Origin of the sequence: Pseudomonas sp. FYR_7, from assembly GCF_043106155.1 — a bacterium.
In the GTDB taxonomy this organism is placed as follows: domain Bacteria; phylum Pseudomonadota; class Gammaproteobacteria; order Pseudomonadales; family Pseudomonadaceae; genus Aquipseudomonas; species Aquipseudomonas parafulva_B.
In genome coordinates this window covers 16,419-42,969 of the sequence record NZ_JBICMI010000047.1, presented here as the reverse complement: position 1 = coordinate 42,969, position 26,551 = coordinate 16,419, and the positions used below count along the sequence as shown (strand labels likewise).

The following is a 26,551-nucleotide window of genomic DNA, read 5'->3' as shown; positions in this document are numbered from 1 at the left end:
CGCCCGCCATCTTGCAGGATTAGCAGAGTTTCGCGCCGGTTGATGCCGCCGCACAAGGAGATAGCATGATCGTTCGTCCTGTACGCAGTAGCGACCTGCCTGCGTTGATCGAATTGGCACGCAGCACCGGCACCACGGGGCTGACCACGCTGCCTGCCAACGAGGAACGCCTGGAGCATCGCGTCGGGTGGGCGGAAAAGAGCTTTCGCGGTGAAGCCGAGCGCGGTGATACCGACTACCTCTTCGTGCTGGAAAACGACGAAGGGCTGGTCGTGGGCATCAGTGCCATCGCTGGTGCCGTAGGCCTGCGCGAGCCCTGGTACAACTACCGCGTCGGGCTTACCGTCAGTGCGTCCCAGGAATTGAAGATCTACCGCGAGATCCCCACGCTGTTCCTGGCCAACGACCTGACCGGCAATTCCGAGCTGTGCTCGCTGTTCCTGCGCCATGACTACCGCTCAGGGCTCAATGGTCGGCTGCTGTCCCGGGCGCGCATGCTGTTCATCGCCGAGTTTCCCGAGCTGTTCGGCCAGAAGATCATGGCGGAGATGCGTGGCATGTCCGATGCCCAAGGGCGCTCGCCGTTCTGGGAGAGCCTGGGCCGCCATTTCTTCAAGATGGAATTCAGCCAGGCCGACTACTTGACGGGGGTGGGCAACAAGTCGTTCATCGCCGAGCTGATGCCCAGGTTCCCGCTTTACACCTGCTTCCTGTCCGAAGCGGCGCGCAGCGTGATCGGCCGGGTGCATGCCGACACCGAGCCGGCATTGGCCATGCTCAAGCAGGAAGGCTTCACTTACCAGGGGTACGTGGACATCTTCGACGCAGGGCCTGCCATCGAATGCGACACGGCCCGCATCCGCGCGGTACGCGACAGCCAGACATTGGTACTGGCCATCGGTACGCCTGGTGAGGATGCCACGCCATTCATCATCCACAACCGTAAGCGCGACGACTGCCGCATCACGGCCGCCCCGGCTCGGCTGGCGGCGGGTACGCTGGTGGTCGACCCGCTGACGGCCAAGCGCCTGCGCATGGGTGCAGGCGACAACGTGCGGGCCGTGCCCCTGTCGGCCGCCCGGGAGGGCCAGTAAATGACCACGCATTACATCGGCGATAACTGGGTAGCAGGGCGCGGCGAGCACTTGACATCGCTCAACCCGGTGAGTCAGGCGACCGTCTGGCAAGGGCAGGGGGCTGATGCAGGCCAGGTACGGGCTGCCGTACAGGCTGCGCGCCAGGCTTTTCCTGCCTGGGCGCACATGAGCCTGCAGGCGCGCATCGAGGTGCTGGAACAGTTTGCGGCGCAGCTAAAACAGCATGCCGACGCGCTGGCCTATTGCATTGGCGAGGAAACCGGCAAGCCCTTGTGGGAATCGGCTACCGAAGTCACCAGCATGATCAACAAGGTGGCAATCTCGGTGCAGAGCTACCGTGAGCGCACCGGCGAGAAGAGCGGCCCTCTGGCTGACGCCACTGCGGTGCTGCGCCACAAGCCCCACGGCGTGGTGGCGGTATTCGGGCCTTACAACTTTCCCGGTCATTTGCCGAACGGGCATATCGTCCCGGCGCTGCTGGCTGGAAACTGCGTGGTGTTCAAACCCAGTGAGCTGACGCCCAAGGTGGCCGAGCTGACCGTCAATTGCTGGATTGCCGCGGGCCTGCCCGCCGGGGTGTTGAACCTGGTGCAAGGTGGCCGTGAAACGGGCGTGGCCTTGGCCGCCGACCCCGGTATCGATGGGTTGTTCTTCACTGGCTCCAGTAGTACCGGCCACCTTCTGCACCAGCAGTTCGCCGGCCGCCCCGACAAGATTCTGGCCTTGGAGATGGGCGGGAACAACGCGCTGGTAGTGGACGAAGTCCAGGACCTTGACGCTGCGGTCTATACCATCGTTCAGTCGGCCTTCATTTCGGCGGGCCAGCGCTGCACCTGCGCACGCCGTCTGCTGGTGCCGCAGGGCCCATGGGGCGATCAGTTGCTGGAACGGCTGGTCCAGGTGAGCTGTACCCTGGCCGTAGGTGCTTTCGATCAACAACCGGCCCCGTTCATGGGGTCGGTGATTTCTCTGCAGGCGGCGCAGGCGCTGCTGACCGCCCAGGCTGAGCTGATTGCAAAGGGCGGCGTCAGCCTGCTGGAGATGACGCAGCCGCAGCATGATGCCGCCTTGCTGACCCCGGGTATCGTCGATGTCACGGGCGTGACGCTGCGCAAGGATGAGGAGTTTTTCGGGCCGCTGCTGCAGGTGCTGCGCTACCCCGATTTCGAGGCGGCCATCGCCGAAGCCAACAACACCCGTTATGGCCTGGCTGCCGGGTTGCTCAGCGATTCCCAGGCCCGCTATGAGCATTTCTGGCTACACAGCCGCGCAGGCATCGTCAACTGGAACCGCCAGCTCACCGGTGCAGCCAGCAGCGCGCCGTTCGGTGGGGTGGGCGCCAGTGGCAATCACCGGGCAAGCGCCTACTACGCAGCCGACTACTGCGCCTACCCCGTCGCGTCGCTGGAGGCCACCAGCCTGACCTTGCCGGCCACCCTGGCGCCGGGCGTCATACTATAACGATGGTCGGAGCCTTGCCGATGAAAGCATACGAAGTGAATTTTGACGGCCTGGTAGGGCCTACCCACAACTACGGTGGCTTGTCCTACGGCAACGTGGCCTCTCAGAGCAACAGCCACCAAGGGTCCAACCCGCGCGAAGCGGCGCGCCAGGGGCTGGCGAAGATGAAGGCGTTGGCCGACCTCGGCTTCAAGCAGGGGGTACTGGCGCCCCAGGAGCGCCCCGATGTGGCCGCGCTGCGCCAGCTTGGCTTCGCCGGCACCGATGCCCAGGTGATCCAGCGCGCCGCACGGGAGGCCATGCCGCTGCTGGTTGCCAGTTGCTCGGCGTCGAGCATGTGGGTGGCCAACGCCGCGACGGTCAGCCCCAGCGCCGATACGGCCGATGGGCGGGTGCACTTCACTGCTGCCAACCTCAACTGCAAATACCACCGCAGTATCGAGCACCCCACTACCAGTCGCGTGCTGGCAGCCATGTTCGGGGACGAGGCCCATTTCAGTCACCATCCCGCCTTACCGAGCGTCGCCCAATTCGGCGATGAGGGCGCCGCGAACCATACGCGGTTCTGCCGCGATTATGGGCAGGCTGGGGTCGAATTCTTCGTCTATGGCCGCAGTGCCTTCGACAGCCGCTACCCGGCACCTCAGAAATACCCGGCCCGGCAAACCCTCGAAGCGTCCCAGGCCGTGGCCCGCCTGCACGGGCTCAGCGCCGACGCGGTGGTCTATGCTCAGCAAAATCCCGCGGTGATCGACCAGGGTGTGTTTCACAACGATGTGATCGCGGTCGGCAATGGGGAGGTGCTGTTCTACCATGAGGATGCGTTGCTCGACACCGAGGCCGTACTCACTGAGCTTCGTGCCAAGCTGGCGGCCAAGGGCGGTGAGTTGCAGGCCATTTGCGTGCCGCGTGCCACCGTTTCGGTAGAGGATGCCGTGCGCTCCTACCTGTTCAACAGCCAGCTGCTCAGCCGCGACGATGGGTCGATGCTGCTGGTGGTGCCGGAGGAGTGCCGCAACAACGAGCGGGTCTGGACGTATCTGCAGCAGCTTACCAGCCTGGGCACAGCGGTGCGGGAGGTGCAGGTGTTCGACCTCAAGCAGAGCATGCAAAACGGTGGCGGGCCGGCTTGCCTGCGCCTGCGTGTGGCCCTGAACGAAACGGAACTGGCGGCGGTGAACCAAGGCGTTATCATGAGCGCCCCGTTGTACGAGACACTGCTGCAGTGGGTCGATCGGCACTACCGTGACCGTCTGGTCGACGCTGACCTGGCCGATCCTCTGTTGCTGCAGGAGTGCCGTACGGCACTGGACGAATTGACCCAGATACTCAAGTTGGGCTCGGTATACCCGTTCCAACGCCAACCTTGAAGAGAGAATTGCAATGACCGACGCCCTGCGCCTGATCCTGGAAGATGAAGACGGCACTCAGCTGGAAACTTCGTGCACGCGCTTTGCCGTGATGTGGCAAGGCAAGGAAGTATGGATCCAGCAGGACGGCCGCGGCCAACTGCTGATCGGGGTGGATGTGGAGGAGGGCGACGCCGAATATGCCAACCTGCTGCTGCGCCCCCTTGCGACCAACCTGGTCAGCCTGCAACTGGAAATGGAGCCGGCCGACGTCGGCGAAGACGACGACCACGTTCACGGTCCGGACTGCGGCCACCATCACTGAGGACGCCCGCCATGCTCGCCCTTGGCAAATTGCTTGAGCTGACCCTCACCGGCCATGAACCGGCCGAGAAGACCCAAGTGACGCCCAGGGGCGTGCGACTTCGCTGGCTGGGGCAGGGAGCTCTGGAAGTGAGCCCCAGCGCCGCTGACGACTGCGGCCTGGACCTGTTGCTGTCTGCAGGTATTCACGGCAACGAGACCGCCCCGATCGAGTTGCTCGAACGTCTGCTGCATGGTGTTGCACGTGGAGACATCGTGCCTCGGGCGCGGGTGCTGTTGCTGTTCGGCAACCCGGCGGCCATCGTCAATGGTGAGCGGTTCGTCGAACAGGACATCAACCGCCTGTTCAATGGTCGCCACGAGCAATCAAGCGGGTCGGAGGCGTTGCGCGCTGCCGAGCTCGAACAATTCGCGCGGGTCTTTTTCAGCAAGCCTGGGCGTAGTCGCTTGCACTACGACCTGCACACGGCCATTCGAGGCTCCAGGATCGAGCAGTTCGCGCTGTATCCCTTCAAGCAAGGGCGCACACATTCCCGGCGTGAACTGGCCCGCCTGGCTGCGGCGGGCATGGAGGCGGTGCTCTTGCAGTGCAAGCCTTCGATCACGTTCAGTGCCTTTACCTACGAGCAGCTCGATGCTGAGTCCTTTACCCTTGAGCTGGGCAAGGCCCGCCCTTTTGGCCAGAACGACGCGGTGAATCTGGACAAGCTCGAAGCACGGCTAGTGCACATCCTTCAGGCCACCGAACCCGATGACGGCGGGTCGTTGGAGGGGTTGCAGTTGTTTCGCGTGGCGCGTGAGGTCATCAAGCACAGCGACGGTTTCCGCTTGCACCTGCCAGCCGACATCAAGAATTTCTCTCCGCTGGACAAAGGCTACCTGCTGGCCGATGACCTGGCTGGCGTGCGCTGGGTAATCGAAGAAGAGGGCGCACGGATCATCTTCCCCAACCCCAAGGTGCGTAATGGCCTTAGGGCGGGGATCATCGTGGTGCCTGATGACGGTGAAAATCTGGCCTGAACCTTAGATGTCGGTACCCGGAGCCGGTAGCAGTACGCCCGGAGCCAAGGCTTCGTATGCGTCCTGCAGCATCCTGGCAAGTGCAGTCAGGCCGTCCAAGCCCTTGGCTTGGTAAGGGTCGTACAGTACAGCGGTGTATTCACCGGGTAGCAAATCGGCGTATTTGGCTGGGATGACGCGGCTCAGGTCGAAGCCTGGTCCCTGTTGCGCCGGGCCTGCATGGCATTGCATGAGCACGATGTCGGGTACGTTGGCGTAGCCTTGACGGGCAGCGTCCAATGCCTTTTTCAAATCAGGGTAGCCCGACAGCAATGCGAGCTGCTCATACACCCGGTTCTGGAACTGCGGAGTGCCGTAGATGAAGAGGTGGTCGATGGCAGTGGTTTCGAAACGCGCATTATCGCTAGCATTGGCATCCACGCGCAGTGTGCCATCGGCGTTATCGGTCAACCCTGCTGGAATGTCCTCGCCGCTGAACAGCAAGTGCACACGCTGATCGGGTGTGGACCTGTTCAGTCTCAGCGACACCCCGTCCACTTCCAGATCCAGGCCGCACTCCTGGCTCAGGCTAACGTTCGCAGTATTGAGCCAGACCTGGATTTCATCGAGAGTGCCAACCTTCACATCGTCGTCGAAAGCCTCGATCAGCCTTCGTTGGATGTTGAACTTGTTAGCCGAATAGAGTTTGTACAGCTCGTAACCAAAATAGACACGAGACCCGAGACGTTCTTCGCCGTCTGTAGCATCGTAGGCTAACGCTTCGTCCATTTCCCCGAAGCTCAAACGCTCGCTTTTGTCGCCGCCGTCGATATTGAAGGTTTGGGTTACTGCAGTCATGGGCATGATCTCCTGTTCAAGAGCATTCAGGCTAAGCCTGCCGGCTTTGCTGGGTGCGGTAGTTATTTAGGCTCAGCCGAAGCTGTATTGAATGGGCCGGTGATCCACCGGAGTCTGTGTCCAATCTTGCCTACGGATAGGTCTGCCGGGCTGGCAGGCCAAGCTCCAAGCGCAGTGCATTCTCATTGAAGGGGAAGGGGTTGCTGGTGTCTGGCGGGGTGACCGGATCGTCGTCGTAGTCGAAGCCTTGTAGCCCCGCCTCCAAACCAACGGCCTGCCGTTCCGGCTCGTCCGTGACGCTGCCGGTGACGAAATTCCAGACATGGCAGAGTTCGTGATAGAGCATGACCACTGAAGGCGTGTCAGGGCGCTGAGCCAGCGGGTTGTAACCGATGCGGCAATTGAGTGCGCGTGCACCGCGCTTGCCGTTGCGAATCGTTGGGTCACCCTGGCCAGGGTCATAGTCAGCATCGGCGTTGTCCAGTGCCTCTATGCTCGAGATGATCACCCGCGCACCGTTGGTCACCAGGTCATGGAGCAATACCGAGGCGGTGGGGCTGGCCCGGAGCAGGTTGAGTTGACGGTTCACCTTCTCGATGTAGTGCGCCTCGCCCTGCACCAGAAACGTCTTGAGGTAGTCGGCGGGCAGAGTTGTCTGGGCAAGGTCATAAAGCACAGGCGCTGTGAAGCCGCCTTCTGGTGTGATAGCGCGAGCGTCACCGTACAAGCGGTCGTCAAGCATGCCGGTAGTGAGGCGGTTATGGCCGTCGAGTGCCTCGATCACGGCCCTGCCTTCGACAACCTTGACGATATCCTCGCCTTCGCCTGCGTAAATGAAGGCATGGGTTGCGCCGCTGTGCACGGTGTCGTTGCCGGCACCGGCATCGATCTCGACTTGCTGCAGGCGCGTGGTTTCGATCAGGTCGTTGCCTGGGCCTGCATCGATCATCACTCGCCCGACGGCGGTGCTGTCAGCAGTGGCCACACCTTCCACTTTAATGATGTCGTCGCCTTCACCGGTTTCCAGCACCACCTGGTTGGCGACCGCGATGGCCACGTGTACACGGTCATCCCCTGAGCCTGTGCGAACGTGAAGGATGTCGTCGCCCATCAGCGCCAGTTCGTAGCGCAAGCCGCTGCTGCGCAGCATCACGCCGCTGGCATGCGCTTCGACAGACAGCGTGACACGGGGTCGCAGCGCCTGCACCCGCACGATTTGATCTTCGCGCGCGATGATGAACGCCTGGTCCTGATAGGGCAGCACATGCTGCTCCACCAGGCCGGCGGGGGTATATACGACAAGATTGGCTTGAGGCATTGGCGATATCCTTCTGGTTTCGAGGAAAGCACCTTAAGCCCCGGCCAGGGCGGCTCAGCGGTAACCGGCTACCGCGTTTGCTTGATGACCCTCGGTGTTCAGGGCGCATGTCGGGTCTACCGTTGGCAGACAGCGGTTTCAGGAGTTGCCAGCCAGGAAGCCAGGGATTTAGCATCAGGCGTGATAAATGATTGATGCGTTTGACGCTGCCAATAGCCGATTCGGCCATTTCAATAGCACAAACTCACTGCACCAAGCCTGCAGGCCCGATATAATGCGGCCCTTTGCCGTCGTTTCGTCGACGCTTTGCCCTGATGGGCCGCCGTTTCCGTGGAAGATCCTATGAAAAGCGCAGAAATCCGTGAAGCCTTCCTTCGCTTCTTCGAAGAACAGGGGCATACCCGAGTCGCGTCCAGTTCGCTGATTCCGAATAACGACCCGACCCTGTTGTTCACCAATGCCGGCATGAACCAGTTCAAGGACTGTTTCCTCGGAGCGGAGAAGCGCGCCTATACCCGTGCTGTCAGCAGCCAGAAGTGCGTGCGCGCCGGTGGCAAGCACAACGACCTGGAAAACGTCGGTTACACCGCACGTCACCATACCTTCTTCGAAATGCTGGGCAACTTCAGCTTCGGTGATTATTTCAAGCGCGACGCCATCACCTTCGCCTGGACTTTCCTCACGTCGGAGAAGTGGCTGAACCTGCCCAAGGACAAGCTCTGGGTCACGGTCTATGCCACCGACGACGAAGCCTACGATATCTGGACTAAGGAAGTAGGGGTGCCCGCCGAGCGCATGGTGCGCATCGGTGATAACAAGGGCGCGCCCTATGCGTCGGACAACTTCTGGACCATGGGCGACACCGGTCCATGCGGGCCGTGCACCGAAATCTTCTATGACCACGGTGCAGATATCTGGGGCGGCCCGCCCGGCTCGCCCGAAGAAGACGGCGACCGTTACATCGAGATCTGGAACAACGTGTTCATGCAGTTCAACCGTACAGCCGACGGCGTGCTGCACCCATTGCCGGCGCCGTCGGTCGATACTGGCATGGGTCTGGAGCGCATCAGCGCCGTGCTTCAGCACGTGCATTCGAACTACGAGATCGACCTGTTCCAGAACCTGCTGTCAGCGGCGGCCACGGCCATCGGTTGCAGCAACGAGGGGCAGGCCTCACTGAAAGTGGTAGCCGACCACATCCGTTCCTGCGGTTTCCTGATTGCCGACGGCGTGCTGCCTTCGAACGAAGGCCGTGGCTATGTGCTGCGCCGCATCATTCGTCGTGCTTGCCGTCACGGCAACAAGCTGGGCGCCAAGGGCAGCTTCTTCTACCAGATCGTCGCCGCGCTGGTTGCCGAAATGGGTGAAGCGTTCCCGGAGCTGGGCAGCCAGCAGGCGCATATCGAGCGTGTGCTTAAAGCCGAAGAAGAACAGTTCGCCAAGACCCTTGAGCAGGGCCTGCGCATTCTCGAGCAGGACCTGGCCCAGTTGCAGGGCGACGTGGTGCCGGGCGATGTGGTGTTCAAGCTTTACGACACCTACGGCTTCCCGATGGACCTGACTGCCGATATCGCCCGTGAGCGCGAGCTCACCATCGACGAGGCCGGTTTCGAACGCGAAATGGAGGCCCAGCGCGAGCGTGCACGCTCTGCCAGCGCGTTTGGCATGGACTACAACAGCCTGGTCAAGGTCGACAGTGCGACCGAGTTCCTGGGCTACGAGGCCACCGAGGCCTCGGCCAGGATCATTGCGCTGTATCACGATGGCCAGTCGGTTGACCAACTGGGCGAGGGCCAGGAAGGCGTGATCGTGCTGGATCGCACGCCTTTCTACGCCGAGTCCGGTGGCCAGGTGGGCGACTCCGGTTACATCCAGGCAGGCTCGGCGCGCTTCGACGTGCGCGACACCACCAAGACCGGTGGCGCCTTCTTGCATCACGGCGTGGTCGCCACCGGTGCGCTGGTCGTAGGCTCTCCAGTGCAAACCAAGGTCGACGCGGATGTGCAGCACGCCACCGCCCTGAACCACTCGGCTACCCACCTGTTGCATGAAGCCTTGCGCCAGGTGCTGGGCGAGCATGTGCAGCAGAAAGGCTCGCTGGTGGACAGCCAGCGTCTGCGCTTTGACTTCAGCCACTTCGAAGCGGTGAAGCCTGAGCAGATCAAGGCGCTGGAAGACATCGTCAACCGCGAAGTACGCCGCAACACGCCTGTGCAGACCGAGCTGACCGACATCGAGACGGCTAAAGCCAAGGGTGCCATGGCCCTGTTCGGCGAGAAGTACGGCGATACGGTGCGCGTGCTGACCATGGGCGGCGACTTTTCGGTAGAACTGTGCGGTGGCATTCATGCCAAGCGCACAGGCGACATCAGTGTCTTCAAGATCATCAGCGAAGGCGGCGTGGCGTCGGGCGTGCGTCGTATCGAGGCCGTGACCGGTGCCGCTGCGCTGGCTTACCTGAACGCTGCCGAGGAGCAGGTCAAGGAAGCGGCGCAACTGGTGAAGGGTAACCGCGACAACCTGATCGACAAGCTGTCGGCTGTGCTTGAGCGCAACCGCCAGCTGGAGAAGCAGCTCGAGCAGCTGCAGGCCAAGGCCGCCAGCGCCGCCGGGGATGATCTCTCCAACGCGGCTGTGGCAGTCAAGGGTGCCAAGGTGCTTGCCGCCCGTGTAGACGGGCAGGATGGCAAGGCCTTGCTCGCCCTGGTCGATCAGCTTAAGAACAAGCTCGGTCAAGCAGTGATCCTGCTGGGCAGTGAGCATGAGGGCAAGGTCGTGCTGGTGGCCGGCGTGACCAAAGACCTCTCCAGCCAACTCAAGGCTGGCGATCTGATGAAACAAGCCGCTGCGGCAGTGGGTGGCAAGGGCGGCGGGCGTCCGGACATGGCACAGGGTGGCGGCGTCGACGTCGCGGCCCTGGACCAGGCCCTGGCGCTGGCCGTGCCGTTCGCAGAGCAGGGACTTTGAGATGAAGGGCAGGGCGGCTTGAGCGCGAACTGCGCTCCTGGCCCCGCTGGGGTGAGTCGTCCTGTCCTTCAGGTTGGATTGTTTTTTGGGGCCCTGTATGGGCTGAGGCACCATTGAAATGGCGTTGATCGTACAGAAATTTGGCGGCACCTCTGTCGGTTCCATCGAGCGGATCGAGCAGGTAGCCGACAAGGTCAAGAAGCACCGTGAGGCAGGCGACGACCTGGTGGTCGTGCTCTCTGCCATGAGCGGCGAAACCAACAGACTGATCGACCTGGCCAAGCAGATCAGCGAGCATCCGGTTCCGCGCGAGCTGGATGTGATCGTGTCCACGGGCGAGCAAGTCACCATCGCGCTGTTGGCCATGGCATTGACCAAGCGCGGTGTGCCTGCCGTGTCGTACACCGGCAACCAGGTACGCATCCTTACCGACAGTGCCCATAACAAGGCGCGCATCCTGCAGATCGACGACCAGAAAATCCGCGCTGATCTCAAGGCCGGGCGTGTGGTCGTGGTGGCGGGCTTCCAGGGTGTGGATGAGCACGGCAACATCACCACACTCGGCCGGGGTGGTTCCGACACCACAGGTGTCGCCCTGGCCGCTGCGCTCAAGGCGCAGGAATGCCAGATCTACACCGATGTCGATGGCGTCTATACCACCGACCCTCGCGTCGTGCCGCTGGCACGACGCCTGGAGAAGATCACCTTCGAAGAGATGCTGGAAATGGCCAGCCTCGGCTCCAAGGTGCTGCAGATTCGCTCGGTGGAATTCGCCGGCAAGTACAACGTCCCGCTGCGCGTGCTGCACAGCTTCAAGGAGGGTCCGGGTACCCTCATTACCATCGATGAAGAGGAATCCATGGAACAGCCGATCATTTCCGGTATCGCCTTCAACCGTGATGAAGCCAAGCTGACCATCCGCGGTGTACCGGACAATCCGGGCGTGGCGTTCAAGATTCTCGGCCCGATCAGTGCATCGAACATCGAAGTGGACATGATCGTGCAGAACGTCGCCCACGATAACACCACCGATTTCACCTTCACCGTACAGCACAACGAGTACGAGAAGGCTCAGAGCGTGCTGCAGAATACCGCGCGCGAAATCGGTGCCCGTGAAGTGATCGGTGATACCAAGATCGCCAAGGTTTCCATCGTCGGCGTCGGCATGCGTTCGCACGCAGGCGTTGCAAGCCGCATGTTCGAAGCGCTGGCCAAGGAGAGCATCAACATCCAGATGATCTCCACCTCCGAGATCAAGGTGTCGGTGGTGATCGAGGAGAAATACCTGGAACTGGCGGTGCGCGCCCTGCACACCGCCTTCGAGCTTGACGCCCCGGCTCGACAGAGCGAGTAAGGCCTTGCCTGGAAGGGCGCGGCTTGCCGCGCCCTTCGCGTTTCTGCTCGTTGCGCAGGCCCCGTCCAGGCCTGCGTATGAAGCACAGCAGCCTGCGTCGACGTCCACGACCGGGCTGAAATTTTAAAGACTGTTATCCCTGAATGTTTTGCGTAAGGAGAAAGCTATGTTGATTCTGACTCGTCGCTGTGCGGAGAGCCTGGTCATTGGCGATGGCGAGATCACCGTGACGGTGCTCGGCGTCAAAGGCAACCAGGTACGTATCGGCGTCAGCGCGCCAAAAGAAGTGGCTGTTCACCGCGAGGAAATCTACCTGCGGATCAAGAACGAGAAGGACGAGGAGCCAAGCCTTTAATTCTTTTGAAGTTTTTTTCAAAAAAAGGGTTGCAGACGAGGAAGAACCTGTTTAATATTCGCCTCGTGTTGCGGTGAGGTGGCCGAGTGGCCGAAGGCGCTCCCCTGCTAAGGGAGTATACCTCATAAGGGTATCGGGGGTTCGAATCCCCCCTTCACCGCCATTATTCGCTTAGGTTGCTGCAAGTTGTAAGAACGCTAAGTAGTTGATTTTAAACGAAAAAGTTCTTGCAAAAATGTTTCAGCAGTCTATAATGCGCGGCAAGACACGGACTCATAGCTCAGCTGGATAGAGTACTCGGCTACGAACCGAGCGGTCGCAGGTTCGAATCCTGCTGAGTCCGCCACTTTTGAAGTGGCTTTGTTATCAAGGCTGTTTCAAGAAACCAGTGGTAATCTGGTCTAAAACTACCAAACGGACTCATAGCTCAGCTGGATAGAGTACTCGGCTACGAACCGAGCGGTCGCAGGTTCGAATCCTGCTGAGTCCGCCACTTTCGAAGTGGTTTTGTTATCAAGGCCGCTTCAAAAACCAGTGGTAATCTGGTCTAAAACTACCAAACGGACTCATAGCTCAGCTGGATAGAGTACTCGGCTACGAACCGAGCGGTCGCAGGTTCGAATCCTGCTGAGTCCGCCATACCCAAACAGAAAGCCCGCTCAATGAGCGGGCTTTTTGTTTTTCCAGCTTTGCGCATTCAATCGCTTACACAGCCACGCCCTAACGCGCAGGCTTTGGTGCTCTGTACCTGCATGCCAGGTGCTTGGCAGGGTGCTCGCACAACCTCGCCCAATGCCATTGCACCGATGGTTTCATGCGTTGTCAGAGCAATGACGCGCAAACGATTGTTATAGCCAAAAATTTAAGCGATCTGTCAGCTTGAGCAGTGTATGATTGCGCCCGTCAGCCCCGCCGGGGCTTGTGGATCACCACCATGGACTTACCCAGTAGTTACTCCCCAAACCGTTTCGTACAGATAGATCTAATCGATTGATTCCCCCGGCGTGCTCCGCGGCTGGGAGTGGAGTTCGCCTATGACGGAAGTAGAAGTAAAGAAAGCGCAAGAAAGCCTCCAGGATCGTCTGTCCCAGGTCGTCGACCTGCTTCAGCGCCAGCGCCTGGTTGAAGATGTCACGCACCGCCAGGAAGGTGCACACAACGACTTAGTAGAAAACCTCGTCCACCGGCAGAATCTTGTCGAGTTGCAACGCAAGCTCGATGATCTGCACCCCGCCGATATCGCCTATATCCTCGAAGCCTTGCCCCTCGAAGACCGCTTGACGGTCTGGCAGCTGGTGCGCTCGGATCGTGACGGCGACATTCTGCTTGAAGTGTCAGACGCCGTGCGCCAGTCCCTGATCGCCGATATGGACGATCACGAGCTGCTTGCCGCTGCCAAGGAAATGGACGCCGACGAACTGGCCGACCTGGCGCCTGAGTTGCCACGGGACGTGGTTCATGAGCTGATGGAGACCCTCGATGCTCAGCAACGCGAGCGCGTACGCTCCGCGCTGAGCTATGACGAGGAACAAGTCGGCGCGCTGATGGACTTCGAGATGGTGACCATCCGTGAAGACGTCAGCCTGGAAGTGGTATTGCGTTACCTGCGCCGTCTCAAGGAATTGCCCAACCACACCGACAAGCTGTTCGTGGTCGATCACGATGGCATTCTCAAGGGTGTGTTGCCGATCAAGCGCCTGCTGGTCAACGACCCGGACAAGCAAGTGGCCGACGTGATGGCCACCGATCCCGTGTCCTTCCATCCCGACGAAGACGCCTACGACGCGGCTCAGGCGTTCGAGCGATATGACCTGGTATCGGCACCAGTCGTGGACAAGAGCGATCGGCTCATCGGTCGTCTGACCATCGACGAAATGGTCGACCTGATTCGCGAAGAGAGTGAGACCGAAGTGCTGAACATGGCGGGTCTGCGCGAAGAAGAGGACATCTTCGCGTCGGTCTGGCGCTCGCTGCGCAACCGTTGGGCATGGCTGGCCGTAAACCTGATTACCGCTTTCGTCGCATCCCGGGTCATCGGCTTGTTCGAAGGGTCCATCGAAAAGCTGGTTGCCCTGGCCGCGCTGATGCCGATCGTGGCGGGCATCGGTGGCAACTCCGGCAACCAGACCATCACCATGATCGTGCGCGCCATGGCCCTTGACCAGGTATCGCCAGGCAATACCTCGCGCCTGATGCGCAAGGAGCTGGCGGTGTCCTTGATCAACGGGTTGATCTGGGGTGGCGTCATCGGCGCGGTGGCCTTCTGGCTTTATGGCAGCTGGTCGCTGGGCCTGGTGATGACGGCCGCAATGACCTTGAACCTGTTGCTTGCGGCCCTGATGGGTGTGTTGATACCGATGACCCTGACCCGCCTGGGGCGCGACCCGGCAATGGGGTCGAGCGTGATGATCACCGCAGTTACCGACAGCGGCGGCTTTTTCATCTTCCTGGGGCTCGCCACCGTGTTCTTGCTCTAACGGCTCGGGGCGTTACGCCGTGCGTGACGTCCGGTTGTCTGGATGATAAAGGCAACGAAGAGACCGCCATTTCAAAACCAAAAAAGCCAGCATCAGCTGGCTTTTTTGTGAATGGCAGCAAAGGTTTGCGTCAGGAAGCGTCAGCAGCCATTTCCACGTCATGGGCAATCAGGGCAACCAGCGCATTCTGCTGACGATGGGACAGCTGGCGGAAGCGCTGCAGCAGCTCGCGTTCGTGCAATGACAGTTCAGGGCTGTCCAGGCGCATGCTCAATTCCTCACCCAGGGCACCTTCCTGGATAAGGCTCTGTTCCAGGCGTGCAATGATCTCCGAGTTCATGCTGCGGTGGTGGTTGCGTGCTACCTCGGCGATGCGCTCACGCATCCCGTCTGGCAGGCGAACGACGAACTTGTCAGCAGTGCGGCTCGAATAAATAGCCTGTTTCATTGGGCGCATATAAATTGACCAGATTTTGGTTCAGGGGAAGCGGTTCTCAAATTGGCCGCGCGGGGTGGAAATACGACCGCCTTATCGCCAAAATGTTCAACCGGTTGTGCAGATGGACGCTCATCTTGCCTCAATGCTGTCGTTTCCTTGGCGTCAATTCTGTGACAAATAGTGATCTGCATAAAGGCTTTATGCCAGTACCAATTGTCTGAAATGAGCACTGGTTAAAATTTTCACACGTTTAGTGGTGGCCTCAAGTCAGACGTATCCCCGCTAATCCTGCAAAAAACCTGAAACCTGCGCCGAAAGTAGCGTCAAACGCACAGGTTCTTAATCAGAGAGCATAGTGGCAATGCACCATGATGCAAGCTGCGCTTCGCCGCTAAAAGGCAGGCTGATTCTGTTGATCGGACCCTCTGGCGCGGGCAAAGATTCATTGATCGACGCGGCCCGCCCGCAGCTGGCAGCCGCGCATGTCGAAATAGCCCGTCGGGTCATCACGCGCTCGCCTGAAGCCACGGGGGAGGCAGCGGTAGGTGTCAGTGTCGAGCAGTTCGAACGTATGAAGCTGCAAGGCGCATTCGCCATGCATTGGCAGGCCAATGGGTTGCAATACGGTATCCCCCGGCAGGTAGATGAGTGGCTGGAGCAGGGCAGGTCGGTGCTGGTAAACGGCTCGCGCGGCCACCTGGCGCAGGCTCGTACTCGCTACCCTGATTTGCTGGCCATCCGTGTGGACGTCAGTCTCGATATCCTGCGTCAGCGCCTGCAGGCCCGTGGGCGGGAGACCCAAAACGAGATTGACCAGCGTCTGGCTCGGCATGTCAGTCTGAGCGATACGGCCGACGATGGCGTAAGAACGGTGGACAACTCGACTACGCTGTCTTCGGCAGTCGAGGCCTTGCTGGCAGTGTTGCGAGAAGAGTGTGTTATCCAGGCGTACTAGGGCTTCGGAAAAGGTTTACGCTCAAATGGCACTGCAACACATGACAAACGGCCGCACGCTGGTTAACATGCACGCCGTCCCGCTGAGCAGCGCCTGCTGCCAGTTGCAGTGTCTCAGTAGCTCAATTGGATAGAGCATCCCCCTCCTAAGGGGAAGGTTGCAGGTTCAATTCCTGCCTGGGACGCCATTTCCCCCCAGTGCCTCCAGCACTCCCTTCTCCTTCGCTCATCGCCCGTTACAAATCTACGCCTTAAGACGTATTTCAGCCCTACGTCCGTACTCCTATGCTTAGTCCCGTTAACGGTTCACCTCACAAGGCGAGCGCCGTCTTTCTTCACCTCAGCAGCCCTTGGACTTGGGGCGTAGTTGCTGGTTATTCAGGAGATTGCATGAACCAGCACGTCATCCCCGTGCCCACGGGTTTTACCCAAGAGCAGCTTCAGACGCTGTTCGACCTGATCAGCGACGGTATCTGGGATTGGGATGCCAACACGGGTTATGTCTATCGCAACCCCGGCTGGTACCTAATGCTCGGCTATACGCCTCACTCCCAGGAAAACTCGGTACTGACCTGGGAGAGGTTGATCCACCCCGACGATTTCCAGCGTGTCATGGTCCACTTCGATGCCTATGTCCACCAGCGCAACGAGCGTTACCTGGTCGAGTACCGGTGCCGCTGTGCCGACGGCACTTACCTGTGGGTCGAGGACAGTGGATACGTGATCGCACGCAACCCCGATGGCTCGGTGGCACGCATGCTGGGTGCCCATCGCAACATCGACAGCGGCAAGCGGCAACTGGCGCAGCTTGAGCGGCGTAACCAATCGCTGGAATGCCTGGTCGCCGAGCGCACGCGCGAATTGTCCTGGGTAAACGAGCAGCTCCAGCGCCAGCTGGACGAGAACCGCGAGCTTGCCGAGCGGGATTCCCTGACGCGTATCGCCAACCGCTATCGGCTGGAGAGTGTGCTGAGGCAGGAGTGCGAGCGGGCCAAGCGCTTTCGGCAGCCACTGTCGGTCATCGCTATGGACATGGATGATTTCAAGCCGATCAACGACCAATACGGGCATGCGCAGGGCGACGCCGCTTTGATTCGTGTGGCCGAGGCATTGCGATTGCGCCAGCGCACAAGTGACTTGCTGGCCCGTTGGGGAGGTGATGAATTTGTCCTGGTCCTGCCCCAGACGAGCCTGGAGCAAGCCTGCGCCTGCGCCGAACAACTGCGCCAGGTAGTGGCGCAGCTGGAGCCCATTGGCGAGTGTCGATTGACCTTGAGCTACGGCGTAGTGCAGTGGCGCGAAGGCGATGACACCCACAGCCTGCTGGCGCGCGCCGACCAGGCGCTTTACCGGGCCAAGGGCGCAGGCAAGAACGCCGTCGCCCAGTGACCAACGACCCCAGGCCGCGCCAGGGGTCAAATGTGCAGTGCGTGGCCCAGCGCGCGCAGGGCGGCCTCCTGCACCGCCTCGCCCAGGGTCGGATGGGCATGAATCGTGCCCGCCACATCTTCCAGGCGCGCGCCCATTTCCAGCGATTGGGCGAATGCGGTGGACAGTTCAGAGACGGCCACGCCCACCGCTTGCCAACCCAGCACGAGGTGGTTGTCGCGGCGTGCCACCACCCGCACAAACCCCGTCCTGGACTCCAGGCTCATGGCCCGACCGTTAGCGGCAAAGGGAAATTGCGCCACGATGCAGTCCAGCCCTTGCGCCACCGCCTGATCAGGGGTCAGGCCAGCGACGACCACTTCCGGGTCGGTGAAGCACACCGCGGCGATGGCGGCCGGCTCGAAGCGACGTGACTTGCCCGCGATGCGTTCGGCGACCATCTCGCCCTGGGCCATCGCCCGGTGCGCCAGCATGGGCTCGCCCGCCACGTCACCAATGGCCCACACGTTGCGCATGCTGGTCTGGCACTGCGCGTCGATGGCAATCGCCGCCCCATTCATGCGCAGGTCCAGGCATTCGAGGTTCAAGCCTTGGGTGCGCGGGCGCCTGCCAGCCGCTACCAGCACCCTATCGGCGTCAAGGCGCAGGGGCGAGCCTTCGCTGTTCCGGGCCATCAGGGTGCCTTGTTCATAGCCTTCCACCTTGTGATCAAGGTAAACGGCGATGCCCAGCTTTTTCAGCGACTCGACCACGGGGGCGGTGAGCTCGGCGTCGTAGGTGGGCAACACCCGCTCGCGGGCCTCCACCACACTCACCTGCGCACCTAGCTTGCGGTACGCAGTGCCCAGTTCCAAACCGATGTACCCGCCACCGACCACCACCAGATGGCGCGGCACCGTAGCGGGCGTCAGCGCCTCGGTCGATGAAATGACGGCGCCCCCCAGCGGCAGCATGGGCAGCTCGACGCTGCTTGAACCCGTAGCCAGCAACAGGTGCTCGCAGCGGATGCGCTGACCGTCGACTTCCACGTGCTTGCCGTCGAGCAGCTTCGCCCAGCCCTGGATGACCTTGACCCCGTGCTTTTTCAGCAGGGCGGCCACACCGGTGGTCAGTCGGTCAACGATACCGTCTTTCCACGCGACGCTCTGACGGATGTCCAGCTCGGCGGAGGCTACGCGGATGCCCAGTGGGGAGCCCTCGGCAAACCGGGTGGCCTGATGGAACTGCTCGGCCACATGAATCAGCGCCTTTGACGGAATGCAGCCGATGTTCAGGCACGTTCCGCCCAGCGCCTGCCCCTCGACCAGTACCGTGGGGATGCCCAGTTGGCCGGCGCGGATGGCGGCCACGTAGCCGCCGGGGCCGCCGCCGATGATCAGCAGCGTAGTTTCGATGATCGGTTGCATGCTCACTCCACAAACAGGCAGGCGGGTTGTTCCAGCAGGCTTCGCACGGCCTGGATGAACAGTGCGGCGTCCATGCCATCGACTACCCGGTGATCGAACGAGCTGGACAGGTTCATCATCTTGCGCACCATAATCTGACCGTCGACGACCACAGGCCGCTCGACCATGCGGTTGACCCCCACGATGGCCACTTCTGGGGTGTTGACCACCGGCGTGCTGACGATGCCGCCCAGTGCGCCGAGGCTTGTCAGGGTGATGGTTGAGCCCGACAGCTCCTCGCGGCTGGCCTTGTTGGTGCGAGCGGCATTGGCCACCCGTGCGATTTCCGCTGCATTGGCCCACAGGTTGCCCGCCTCGGCATGGCGCAGCACTGGCACCATCAGGCCGTTGTCCCCTTGGGTGGCGATGCCGACGTGCACCGCGCCGTGGCGGGTGATGACCTGTGCTTCGTCGTCGTATGTGGCGTTGATCTGCGGAAAGTCACGCAGTGCCACGACCAACGCACGGACCAGAAACGGCAATAGGGTGAGCTTGCCCCGGTCTTGGCCATGCTTGCTGTTGAGCTGCTGGCGCAGCGCTTCGAGGGCAGTGACGTCGATTTCTTCGACATAGCTGAAATGGGCCACGCGACGTTTGGCGTCCTGCATGCGCTGGGCGATCTTGCGCCGCAGGCCGATTACCGGGACTTGCTCGCTGTCGGTGCGCTTGGCGTAGCCGCTGGGGGCCTGCTCACCGGCGCGTTGAGGCTGGCTGAGGAAGGCATCGAGGTCTTCATGCAGGATGCGCCCGGCAGGGCCGCTCCCGTGCACGTAACGCAATTCAATGCCAGCATCCAGCGCGCGCTTGCGCACGGCGGGCGAGGCGAGGGGTTTATCGCTGGCCTGGCGTGGAGCCAGCGGTGCGGCCGGGCGGCTGGCCGGGGGCGTCAAGGCGGCCGGCACGGGTTGTTCCTGTACTGCCTGCTTGGGTGCTTCGCTGGCAGGCGGTGTTTCGGCCGCCTTGGCTTGTGGGGCGTCCACATGGTTGCCGTTGCCTTCGACCTCGATGCGGATCAGCTCGCTGCCGACCGACATCACTTCCCCAGGCTGGCCGCCCAGGGCCATGACCTTGCCGCTGACCGGGGAGGGGATCTCCACCGTCGCCTTGTCAGTCATGACATCGGCCACGACCTGGTCCTCGGCGATCAGGTCACCTACCTTGACGAACCACTCGACCAATTCGACCTGCGCGATGCCTTCGCCAATGTCCGGCATCTTGATGACATGCGTGCCCATTCAGACCTCCATGACCTTTTTCAATGCCGCACCCACCCGCGATGGCCCTGGGAAATACGCCCACTCCTGTGCATGGGGGTAGGGCGTGTCCCAACCCGTGACGCGCTCGATGGGCGCTTCCAGATGGTGGAAGCAATGCTCCTGCACCAGCGCGACCAGTTCGGCGCCGAACCCGCAGGTTCGCGTGGCCTCATGCACCACCACGCAGCGCCCGGTCTTCTTCACCGACGCGACGATGGTTTCCAGGTCAAGCGGCCACAGGCTGCGCAGGTCGATCACCTCGGCATCGACGCCCGTCTCTTCGGCCGCGACCTGGGCGACATAAACCGTTGTGCCATAGGTGAGGACCGTGACGTCGTTGCCGGGCCGGGTCACCACTGCCTTGTCCAGCGGTACGGTGTAATAACCGTCGGGCACGGCGCTTTGCGGATGCTTGGACCATGGCGTCACGGGGCGGTCGTGGTGGCCATCGAAGGGGCCGTTGTACAGGCGTTTGGGCTCAAGGAAGATGACCGGGTCATCGCATTCGATCGAGGCAATGAGCAGGCCCTTGGCGTCATAGGGGTTGGACGGCATGACCGTGCGCAGCCCGCACACCTGGGTGAACATTGCTTCCGGGCTCTGGCTATGGGTCTGGCCTCCATAAATGCCCCCGCCGCAGGGCATGCGCAGGGTCAGCGGCGAGATGAATTCGCCAGCGGAGCGGTAACGCAGCCGCGCCATTTCCGACACGATCTGGTCCGAGGCTGGGTAGAAATAGTCGGCGAACTGAATCTCCACCACCGGCCGCAAGCCGTAGGCACCCATGCCCACGGCCGTGCCGACGATGCCGCTTTCGGAAATCGGGGCATCGAACACCCGTGATTTGCCGTACTTGTTCTGCAGGCCTTCGGTGCAGCGGAAGACGCCGCCAAAGTATCCGACGTCCTGACCATACACGACCACGTTGTCGTCGCGCTCGAGCATGATGTCCATGGCCGAGCGCAGGGCCTGGATCATGGTCATGGTGGTGGTGGCCATGGCGGTTTCCGGGTTGATGCTGCTGTTGTGATCGTTCATTTCAGACCCCCAGTTCCTGACGTTGGCGACGCAGGTGGTCCGGCATTTCCTTGTACACGTCCTCGAACATCGAAGCGGCACTGGGAATGTGTCCGTTGGCGAGGGTGCCGTACTGCTCGGCTTCCTTCTGCGCGGCGACCACGGCAGCCTCGAATTCGGCCGTGGTGGCCTGGTGTTCTTCTTCGGACCAATGGCCAATCTTGATCAAGTGCTGCTTCAGGCGAGCGATCGGGTCGCCCAGCGGGAAGTGGCTCCAGTCGTCCGCAGGGCGGTACTTGGACGGATCATCGGACGTGGAATGCGGGCCAGCACGGTAGGTGACCCACTCGATCAGGCTGGGGCCAAGGCCGCGGCGTGCGCGTTCGGCTGCCCAGCGCGAGGCCGCGTAGACGGCCACGAAATCGTTGCCGTCCACGCGCAACGAGGCGATGCCACAGCCCACGCCGCGGCCGGCGAAGGTGGTGGACTCGCCGCCGGCGATGGCCTGGAACGTGGAAATCGCCCACTGGTTGTTGACCACGTTGAGGATGACCGGGGCGCGGTAGACGTGGGCGAAGGTGAGGGCGGTATGGAAGTCCGATTCAGCGGTGGCACCATCGCCGATCCAGGCCGAGGCGATCTTGGTATCGCCCTTGATGGCCGAGGCCATGGCCCAGCCCACCGCTTGCACGAACTGGGTCGCCAGGTTGCCGCTGATGGTGAAAAAACCCGCCTCGCGTACCGAATACATGATCGGCAACTGGCGACCCTTGAGCGGGTCGCGCTCGTTGGAGAGCAGTTGGCAGATCATGTCCACCAGCGAAACGTCACGGGCGATCAGGATGCTTTGCTGGCGGTAGGTCGGGAAGCACATGTCGGTGCGGTTCAGCGCCAGGGCCTGGGCGCTGCCGATGGCTTCCTCGCCCAGGCTCTGCATGTAGAACGACATCTTCTTCTGGCGCTGGGCGACGACCATGCGGCTGTCGAAGATGCGGGTCTTGAGCATGGCACGCATGCCTTGGCGCAGTATCTGCGGGTCTATGTCCTCGGCCCAGGGGCCCTGGGCATTGCCCTGTTCATCCAGCACGCGCACCAGGCTGCCGGACAAGTCGGCGGTGTCGGCGGCTTCTACGTCGATGGGTGGTTTACGGACCTGGCCTGCGTCGTTCAAGCGCAGGTAGGAAAAATCGGTCTGGCAGCCTGGCCGGCCGGTAGGCTCGGGCACATGCAGGCGCAGGGGGGCGTACTCGTTCATGCTGTTTACGCTCGCTCGGGTATTTGTTTTTGTGAGCTTTGAAGCGGTCGCCGCTGAGTGCCGGCTTGTGACCAACAGGTCAGCGTTAGCTACATGTTAGTTGCCCTGGCGCAGAATATTTCTCTCTAGTTGATTGCCTTTGGTAATCAGGCCAGATAAACATTCCCCATAAACACAATAAACCGGTGATTTTGTCTCATGCGCAAACTCGATCGTACTGACATCGGCATTCTCAACAGCCTTCAGGAAAACGCCCGCATCACCAACGCCGAGCTGGCACGTTCGGTCAACCTGTCGCCTACGCCCTGTTTCAACCGAGTGCGGGCCATGGAAGAGCTGGGCGTCATTCGCCAGCAGGTCACGCTGTTGTCGCCCGAGGTGCTGGGCCTGGATGTGAACGTATTCATCCATGTGAGCCTGGAAAAACAGATCGAGCAGGCACTGCACCGCTTCGAGGAAGAGATCGCCGAGCGGCCCGAGGTCATGGAGTGCTACCTGATGACCGGTGACCCGGACTACCTGCTGCGCGTGCTACTGCCCAGTATCCAGGCGCTGGAGCGGTTTCTGGATTACCTGACCCGCCTGCCGGGCGTTGCCAACATTCGCTCCAGCTTCGCGCTCAAGCAGGTGCGCTACAAAACGGCGTTGCCATTGCCGGCAAACGGGATGACCTTGCGCGAATGACTGCTGTCCAAGCTCGTCGACGCCCTGTGGCCTGGCCTGATCCATTTTTTACCTGGCCATGGGCAAGGGGCCATTCGATTTTGCAGCACGGGGCCTGCAACGCTTGGCGTTAGCCTTTATTCTGCACCTACAACTGCCAGCTCAACCCGGGAGCCGAAGGGATTTATGCGCACTATCTGGAAGCCGTTTCAGTCGTTGTATTTCGCTGCACTGATGATGCTGATCGGCTCGGGCCTGCTCAGTACCTACCTGGCGCTGCGCCTGGCTGCCGACAACGTCGATAGCCTGTGGGTCGGTGCCTTGATGGCGGCCAACTACTTCGGCCTGGCCGTGGGCGGCAAGGTCGGCCACCGGCTCATCGGCCGAGTAGGGCACATACGTGCCTATGCCACCTGCGCCGGTATTGTCGGCGCCGCCGTGCTCGGGCACGGCCTGACCAACTGGCTGCCGGCCTGGGTCGGGCTGCGGATGATCGTAGGCCTGGGCATGATGTGCCAGTACATGGTCATCGAAAGCTGGCTCAACGAGCAGGCGGACGTGAAGTACCGGGGCGCCGTATTCAGCGGGTACATGATCGCGTCCTACCTGGGCCTGGTGTTGGGTCAGCTGATACTGGTGGTGCACCCTGAGCTGGGGCTTGAGCTGCTGATGCTGGTCGCGATGTGCTTCGCCCTGTGCCTGGTGCCGGTGGCCATGACCCGCCGCATCCACCCCGCGCCACTGCGTCCGGCACCCATGGAGCCCAAGTTCTTCATCAAGCGCGTGCCGCAGTCGCTCAGTACGGTGCTGGGTTCCGGGCTGATCGTCGGCTCGTTCTATGGCCTTGCTCCGCTGTATGCCGCCAGTCAGGGTCTTAGCACCGAGCAGATCGGTCTGTTCATGGGCTGCTGCATCTTTGCAGGGCTGGTGGTTCAGTGGCCGCTGGGCTGGTTGTCGGACCGTTACGACCGAGCGGTGTTGATTCGCAGTGTCGCAGTGGGGCTGGCCGTGGCCGCCGCGCCGTTGGCGATCCTGCCCGACGTGCCGCTGGAGTTGCTGTTCGCCATGGGCTTTGTGGTATCGCTGTTGCAGTTCAGCCTGTACCCGCTGGCCGTGGCTTTTTCCAACGACCACGTGGAGAGCGAGCGCCGCGTTTCGCTGACTGCCATGCTGTTGGTGACTTACGGCGTGGGGGCGTGCATCGGGCCGCTGGCTGCTGGCGTGCTGATGAAAGTGCTGGGCGTGCAGATGTTGTACGCCTTCTTCGTGTTCTTTGCCCTGGTACTGGTCTGGCGTATTCGTCCAAAAGCTGTCACCGGCTTGCACCAGGTCCAGGATGCCCCCCTGGGCCACGTCGCCATGCCCGCCGCCGGCTCGCCCCTGTCGGCAGCGCTGGACCCGCGTGTGGATGAGCAGACCGTGCAGGATGTGATGCAGACGCCGGTGGCGGCCGAGGACACGGAGGAGGCCGAGAAAGACGGCGAACCGCCGCTGGAGGAGGTGCAGGGGAATAAGCCGGCTTGAATGTGGCCGTCACGCGCGTTGGAGCACGTGGAGCGTGACGTGTGCCAGGCGACGCATCCCGACCTAGTAATTCCTGTATTTCAGCGTATCGCCTAGGGCCGCTGCGCGGCCCATCGCGGCACGAGGCCGCTCCTACCCGGAAATCGGCTAGCCTTCAGAGGCGGCGCTAGGCCGTTTAGTTCTGCAAAGGCCAGGCCTCCGCTATCTCAGCCAATACAGGACCAAGGTAGATACCGTCTGGATCCTCACCTCGTAAGTGCGATTTGAGGATCAAGACGAGGGTATGTGTGATTTTGGAAGTTTGGGCAGCAACTTGAGCACCAAGTCAGAGACATGGGCTGTGTTGGTCTTGCTTCTAAGCGCACGGTAGCCCAGGCGCCGCAGATCGCGACTTCAGGAGGCCGAGCGCAGGGCTTGCGAAGGGAGGTGACAGGCATGGATGCCTGTCAAGCGCTGGGCCCCAGGATGGGGCCTGCAGCGCGGTCCTCCCGGGAGCTAGCCCGGAGCGAGGGAACCCCGGAGCGTAGCGCAGGGGCCGGATGATAGGAGCAGGCGGTTTTTGCTCACTTTTTGACAAGAAGACAAAAAGTGAGCCGCCGTAAGGGCGGAAAGGTGACTGTACGCCACCCTCGCCAATGAATACCTACACAGGTCCAAACGCCCAAACAATTCCTTCAAAACTACGTGATAGCACCCAAGCTGCTGAAAGGCCGCAACAGCCCTCCCGCCCATTGTAAAAATCAATAATCGTCCTTATCAAACCGCCGCGCTTCACGCTGCAGCTGATACACAAAACTCTCCACCTTGCGCTGGGCAGGCCCACTGAGGTTATGAAAGCGAACCCCAGCAAACGTGGTATTGATCCGCTCTTCATAATGCAGATGGCGCAACTCGACCATGGTATCCACCAACCCAAGCGGTGCGCCGGCCTTGAAGCGTTCATACACCTGACCCAACTGCAGGCGATCCTCGACATTCCCATCAAAGCGCAGCTTGCACCCGGTAGCCGAAATATCCAGCAGTTTGCCACGCAAGGCACCGTTGCCCTTGAGGTGCGTGCCATCGAGCATGATGTCTACCAGCTGCGACAGCTTCAGCGCGGCACGAAATGCGTTGCGGCGCTGGTGATAGGTCATCTCCAACGGCAGCCCGCCACGGTAGCAGCGATGACCGTCCACTTCGCTGATGCGCAGGCCGTGGGTGCATTCCCAGGCAATGCGCACACCGTCGTGGAAGCCTTCCACCCGGAAATGCTCGCCGTTTTCGATGAACTTCTCACCGTCACGGGGGATCAGCTCGTCAAGCGCCAGCACATTGTTTTCCCGATCCACGTCCACCACGTAACTCTGGAAGCGATGGCCTCGGTCATGGAAGGTGATGATCAGGGGGTCGTGGCTGTCCTGGAGCTGCCGTAAATTGGCCGCAATTTCCAAGGGTGTGCTCAGCACCTTGGGCGGTTGCGGGGCATCGGATTCATTGAACACGGCTTGACGTTCTCCAGGCAAAAGCGACACAGGCAATTAACAGCATTTTGCCAGTATGTGCGGTGCCTTGATAGGGAAATCACACTTGGCTGAGGGCGCGCGGCTTGGCCAGGGGTGAGGTGCTGCCACGGCTGTTGTAGAGCGACGGCGAGTCGCCGCCCATGAGGATGCGGACCTGATTATTGGTGACCTGTTGCTGGACCTGAATGATACGGCCATTGGTCGAGTTGACCTGCTGACAGGCGTCCATCAGCTGCGCCAGCGTATCGAGTCGCTCCAGCATCACGTCACCGTGGGGCGATTGCGCCGCCACCACCTGTACGCCGGCGCGGTCTGCGCTCAGGCCCAGGTCGCTCAGCAACTGGCCACGGCGCTGGCCGTGTTGTTCGAGCAGAATGATCAGCGACTGTTTGCGCGCCAGGATCTGCTCAAGCAACTGCATGTCGCGACCGTGCAGCGCGACAGCCTCGTTCTGAAGCAGCTCCAGTAGCTCCTGCATCGGAGCGATGTCTTGTTCGATCAATTGCAGCAGGGTGGTGTCGTGCATGGCTAACTCCCGGTTTTCA

At 61.4% G+C, this 26,551-nt stretch carries 22 protein-coding genes and 5 tRNA genes; 18 read left to right on the top strand and 9 right to left on the bottom strand.

Features of this window, described 5'->3' with window-relative positions; genetic code table 11:
* The first annotated feature begins 65 nt into the window (after positions 1-65).
* From astA to astE, 5 genes are read left to right on the top strand one after another with little or no spacing between them, the layout of a single operon-like run.
* On the top strand, positions 66-1,094 hold the full coding sequence (astA, locus tag ACF8R3_RS10960; protein WP_023533743.1) for an arginine N-succinyltransferase: 1,029 nt from the start codon (positions 66-68) through the stop codon (positions 1,092-1,094).
* Positions 1,095-2,558: a succinylglutamate-semialdehyde dehydrogenase gene (gene astD, locus ACF8R3_RS10955; protein ID WP_392515597.1), complete on the top strand. Its 1,464-nt coding sequence runs from the start codon at positions 1,095-1,097 to the stop codon at positions 2,556-2,558.
* Between the two features lie 20 nt (positions 2,559-2,578).
* Positions 2,579-3,928, top strand: a complete 1,350-nt coding sequence (astB, locus tag ACF8R3_RS10950) for an N-succinylarginine dihydrolase (RefSeq protein WP_392515596.1) — start codon at positions 2,579-2,581, stop codon at positions 3,926-3,928.
* A gap of 13 nt (positions 3,929-3,941) precedes the next feature.
* Complete coding sequence (locus tag ACF8R3_RS10945) at positions 3,942-4,232, top strand: type IIA topoisomerase (DNA gyrase/topo II, topoisomerase IV), A subunit (RefSeq protein ID WP_023533754.1); 291 nt, start codon at positions 3,942-3,944, stop codon at positions 4,230-4,232.
* A gap of 11 nt (positions 4,233-4,243) precedes the next feature.
* Positions 4,244-5,251: a succinylglutamate desuccinylase gene (gene astE, locus ACF8R3_RS10940; RefSeq protein ID WP_392515595.1), complete on the top strand. Its 1,008-nt coding sequence runs from the start codon at positions 4,244-4,246 to the stop codon at positions 5,249-5,251.
* A 3-nt stretch (positions 5,252-5,254) separates the two neighbouring features.
* Here astE and ACF8R3_RS10935 read toward each other — a convergent pair whose 3' ends face one another.
* A complete protein-coding gene (locus ACF8R3_RS10935) occupies positions 5,255-6,088 on the bottom strand; it encodes a hypothetical protein (protein WP_196121836.1) in 834 nt (277 codons plus the stop codon).
* A gap of 130 nt (positions 6,089-6,218) precedes the next feature.
* Positions 6,219-7,406 carry a M91 family zinc metallopeptidase gene (locus ACF8R3_RS10930; RefSeq protein WP_392515594.1) on the bottom strand — a complete coding sequence of 396 codons (1,188 nt, stop codon included), beginning with the start codon at positions 7,404-7,406 and terminating at the stop codon, positions 6,219-6,221.
* Positions 7,407-7,748: 342 nt separating this feature from the next.
* Here ACF8R3_RS10930 and alaS point away from each other — a divergent pair, with 342 nt between their 5' ends.
* From alaS to mgtE, 8 genes are all read left to right on the top strand, one after another.
* Positions 7,749-10,373, top strand: a complete 2,625-nt coding sequence (gene alaS, locus ACF8R3_RS10925; RefSeq protein ID WP_392515593.1) for an alanine--tRNA ligase — start codon at positions 7,749-7,751, stop codon at positions 10,371-10,373.
* 118 nt (positions 10,374-10,491) lie between these two features.
* Positions 10,492-11,727 carry an aspartate kinase gene (locus ACF8R3_RS10920; protein WP_023533761.1) on the top strand — a complete coding sequence of 412 codons (1,236 nt, stop codon included), beginning with the start codon at positions 10,492-10,494 and terminating at the stop codon, positions 11,725-11,727.
* A gap of 166 nt (positions 11,728-11,893) precedes the next feature.
* Positions 11,894-12,082, top strand: coding sequence for a carbon storage regulator CsrA (csrA, locus tag ACF8R3_RS10915; RefSeq protein WP_058637619.1), 189 nt, complete (start codon positions 11,894-11,896; stop codon positions 12,080-12,082).
* Positions 12,083-12,154: 72 nt separating this feature from the next.
* Positions 12,155-12,245, top strand: a tRNA-Ser gene (locus ACF8R3_RS10910).
* Positions 12,246-12,351: 106 nt separating this feature from the next.
* Positions 12,352-12,428 (top strand) — tRNA-Arg (locus ACF8R3_RS10905).
* 70 nt (positions 12,429-12,498) lie between these two features.
* Positions 12,499-12,575 (top strand) — tRNA-Arg (locus tag ACF8R3_RS10900).
* A 69-nt stretch (positions 12,576-12,644) separates the two neighbouring features.
* Positions 12,645-12,721 (top strand) — tRNA-Arg (locus ACF8R3_RS10895).
* Positions 12,722-13,116: 395 nt separating this feature from the next.
* Positions 13,117-14,559 carry a magnesium transporter gene (gene mgtE, locus ACF8R3_RS10890; RefSeq protein ID WP_058605568.1) on the top strand — a complete coding sequence of 481 codons (1,443 nt, stop codon included), beginning with the start codon at positions 13,117-13,119 and terminating at the stop codon, positions 14,557-14,559.
* 130 nt (positions 14,560-14,689) lie between these two features.
* Here mgtE and ACF8R3_RS10885 read toward each other — a convergent pair whose 3' ends face one another.
* A complete protein-coding gene (locus tag ACF8R3_RS10885; protein WP_027915923.1) occupies positions 14,690-15,016 on the bottom strand; it encodes an Arc family DNA-binding protein in 327 nt (108 codons plus the stop codon).
* A 343-nt stretch (positions 15,017-15,359) separates the two neighbouring features.
* Here ACF8R3_RS10885 and phnN point away from each other — a divergent pair, with 343 nt between their 5' ends.
* The 3 genes from phnN to ACF8R3_RS10870 all read left to right on the top strand — a co-directional run bounded on the left by phnN (position 15,360) and on the right by ACF8R3_RS10870 (position 17,341).
* Positions 15,360-15,953: a phosphonate metabolism protein/1,5-bisphosphokinase (PRPP-forming) PhnN gene (phnN, locus tag ACF8R3_RS10880; RefSeq protein WP_058637620.1), complete on the top strand. Its 594-nt coding sequence runs from the start codon at positions 15,360-15,362 to the stop codon at positions 15,951-15,953.
* 110 nt (positions 15,954-16,063) lie between these two features.
* A tRNA-Arg gene (locus ACF8R3_RS10875) sits at positions 16,064-16,140 on the top strand.
* 202 nt (positions 16,141-16,342) lie between these two features.
* Positions 16,343-17,341 (top strand): diguanylate cyclase, encoded by a 999-nt coding sequence (locus ACF8R3_RS10870; protein ID WP_392515592.1) that lies wholly within the window; start codon positions 16,343-16,345, stop codon positions 17,339-17,341.
* A gap of 26 nt (positions 17,342-17,367) precedes the next feature.
* Here ACF8R3_RS10870 and lpdA read toward each other — a convergent pair whose 3' ends face one another.
* Genes lpdA through ACF8R3_RS10850 form a run of 4 tightly spaced genes read right to left on the bottom strand, consistent with a single transcriptional unit; the run spans position 17,368 to position 22,314 of the window.
* The gene (gene lpdA / locus ACF8R3_RS10865) at positions 17,368-18,747 is read right to left on the bottom strand and encodes a dihydrolipoyl dehydrogenase (protein WP_392515591.1); all 1,380 of its coding nucleotides are present in this window, start codon (positions 18,745-18,747) and stop codon (positions 17,368-17,370) included.
* 2 nt (positions 18,748-18,749) lie between these two features.
* Positions 18,750-20,021: a dihydrolipoamide acetyltransferase family protein gene (locus ACF8R3_RS10860; RefSeq protein WP_392515590.1), complete on the bottom strand. Its 1,272-nt coding sequence runs from the start codon at positions 20,019-20,021 to the stop codon at positions 18,750-18,752.
* Positions 20,022-21,080: an alpha-ketoacid dehydrogenase subunit beta gene (locus tag ACF8R3_RS10855; protein WP_392515589.1), complete on the bottom strand. Its 1,059-nt coding sequence runs from the start codon at positions 21,078-21,080 to the stop codon at positions 20,022-20,024.
* A gap of 1 nt (position 21,081) precedes the next feature.
* Positions 21,082-22,314: a 3-methyl-2-oxobutanoate dehydrogenase (2-methylpropanoyl-transferring) subunit alpha gene (locus tag ACF8R3_RS10850; RefSeq protein WP_058605562.1), complete on the bottom strand. Its 1,233-nt coding sequence runs from the start codon at positions 22,312-22,314 to the stop codon at positions 21,082-21,084.
* 198 nt (positions 22,315-22,512) lie between these two features.
* Here ACF8R3_RS10850 and bkdR point away from each other — a divergent pair, with 198 nt between their 5' ends.
* On the top strand, positions 22,513-22,998 hold the full coding sequence (bkdR, locus tag ACF8R3_RS10845) for a Bkd operon transcriptional regulator BkdR (protein WP_023533792.1): 486 nt from the start codon (positions 22,513-22,515) through the stop codon (positions 22,996-22,998).
* A gap of 165 nt (positions 22,999-23,163) precedes the next feature.
* Positions 23,164-24,501, top strand: a complete 1,338-nt coding sequence (locus tag ACF8R3_RS10840) for an MFS transporter (RefSeq protein WP_392515588.1) — start codon at positions 23,164-23,166, stop codon at positions 24,499-24,501.
* A gap of 740 nt (positions 24,502-25,241) precedes the next feature.
* Here the strand turns inward: ACF8R3_RS10840 and ACF8R3_RS10835 are convergent.
* Both ACF8R3_RS10835 and ACF8R3_RS10830 read right to left on the bottom strand, forming a co-directional pair.
* The gene (locus ACF8R3_RS10835; RefSeq protein ID WP_058639148.1) at positions 25,242-25,985 is read right to left on the bottom strand and encodes a flagellar brake protein; all 744 of its coding nucleotides are present in this window, start codon (positions 25,983-25,985) and stop codon (positions 25,242-25,244) included.
* 79 nt (positions 25,986-26,064) lie between these two features.
* Complete coding sequence (locus ACF8R3_RS10830; protein ID WP_197844603.1) at positions 26,065-26,532, bottom strand: flagella synthesis protein FlgN; 468 nt, start codon at positions 26,530-26,532, stop codon at positions 26,065-26,067.
* Positions 26,533-26,551: the final 19 nt, after the last annotated feature.

What these genes read in the sequence shown, in the direction of transcription:
- ACF8R3_RS10945 (WP_023533754.1), top strand. Translation starts at nt 3,942, where the DNA reads ATGACCGACGCCCTGCGCCTGATCCTGGAAGATGAAGACGGCACTCAG.
- astA (WP_023533743.1), top strand. Translation starts at nt 66, where the DNA reads ATGATCGTTCGTCCTGTACGCAGTAGCGACCTGCCTGCGTTGATCGAA.
- ACF8R3_RS10870 (WP_392515592.1), top strand. Translation starts at nt 16,343, where the DNA reads ATGAACCAGCACGTCATCCCCGTGCCCACGGGTTTTACCCAAGAGCAG.
- ACF8R3_RS10885 (WP_027915923.1), bottom strand. Translation starts at nt 15,016, where the DNA reads ATGCGCCCAATGAAACAGGCTATTTATTCGAGCCGCACTGCTGACAAG.
- csrA (WP_058637619.1), top strand. Translation starts at nt 11,894, where the DNA reads ATGTTGATTCTGACTCGTCGCTGTGCGGAGAGCCTGGTCATTGGCGAT.
- ACF8R3_RS10855 (WP_392515589.1), bottom strand. Translation starts at nt 21,080, where the DNA reads ATGAACGATCACAACAGCAGCATCAACCCGGAAACCGCCATGGCCACC.
- lpdA (WP_392515591.1), bottom strand. Translation starts at nt 18,747, where the DNA reads ATGCAACCGATCATCGAAACTACGCTGCTGATCATCGGCGGCGGCCCC.
- ACF8R3_RS10930 (WP_392515594.1), bottom strand. Translation starts at nt 7,406, where the DNA reads ATGCCTCAAGCCAATCTTGTCGTATATACCCCCGCCGGCCTGGTGGAG.
- astE (WP_392515595.1), top strand. Translation starts at nt 4,244, where the DNA reads ATGCTCGCCCTTGGCAAATTGCTTGAGCTGACCCTCACCGGCCATGAA.
- phnN (WP_058637620.1), top strand. Translation starts at nt 15,360, where the DNA reads ATGCACCATGATGCAAGCTGCGCTTCGCCGCTAAAAGGCAGGCTGATT.
- bkdR (WP_023533792.1), top strand. Translation starts at nt 22,513, where the DNA reads ATGCGCAAACTCGATCGTACTGACATCGGCATTCTCAACAGCCTTCAG.
- astB (WP_392515596.1), top strand. Translation starts at nt 2,579, where the DNA reads ATGAAAGCATACGAAGTGAATTTTGACGGCCTGGTAGGGCCTACCCAC.
- ACF8R3_RS10920 (WP_023533761.1), top strand. Translation starts at nt 10,492, where the DNA reads ATGGCGTTGATCGTACAGAAATTTGGCGGCACCTCTGTCGGTTCCATC.
- ACF8R3_RS10840 (WP_392515588.1), top strand. Translation starts at nt 23,164, where the DNA reads ATGCGCACTATCTGGAAGCCGTTTCAGTCGTTGTATTTCGCTGCACTG.
- ACF8R3_RS10860 (WP_392515590.1), bottom strand. Translation starts at nt 20,021, where the DNA reads ATGGGCACGCATGTCATCAAGATGCCGGACATTGGCGAAGGCATCGCG.
- astD (WP_392515597.1), top strand. Translation starts at nt 1,095, where the DNA reads ATGACCACGCATTACATCGGCGATAACTGGGTAGCAGGGCGCGGCGAG.
- ACF8R3_RS10935 (WP_196121836.1), bottom strand. Translation starts at nt 6,088, where the DNA reads ATGACTGCAGTAACCCAAACCTTCAATATCGACGGCGGCGACAAAAGC.
- mgtE (WP_058605568.1), top strand. Translation starts at nt 13,117, where the DNA reads ATGACGGAAGTAGAAGTAAAGAAAGCGCAAGAAAGCCTCCAGGATCGT.
- ACF8R3_RS10830 (WP_197844603.1), bottom strand. Translation starts at nt 26,532, where the DNA reads ATGCACGACACCACCCTGCTGCAATTGATCGAACAAGACATCGCTCCG.
- ACF8R3_RS10850 (WP_058605562.1), bottom strand. Translation starts at nt 22,314, where the DNA reads ATGAACGAGTACGCCCCCCTGCGCCTGCATGTGCCCGAGCCTACCGGC.
- alaS (WP_392515593.1), top strand. Translation starts at nt 7,749, where the DNA reads ATGAAAAGCGCAGAAATCCGTGAAGCCTTCCTTCGCTTCTTCGAAGAA.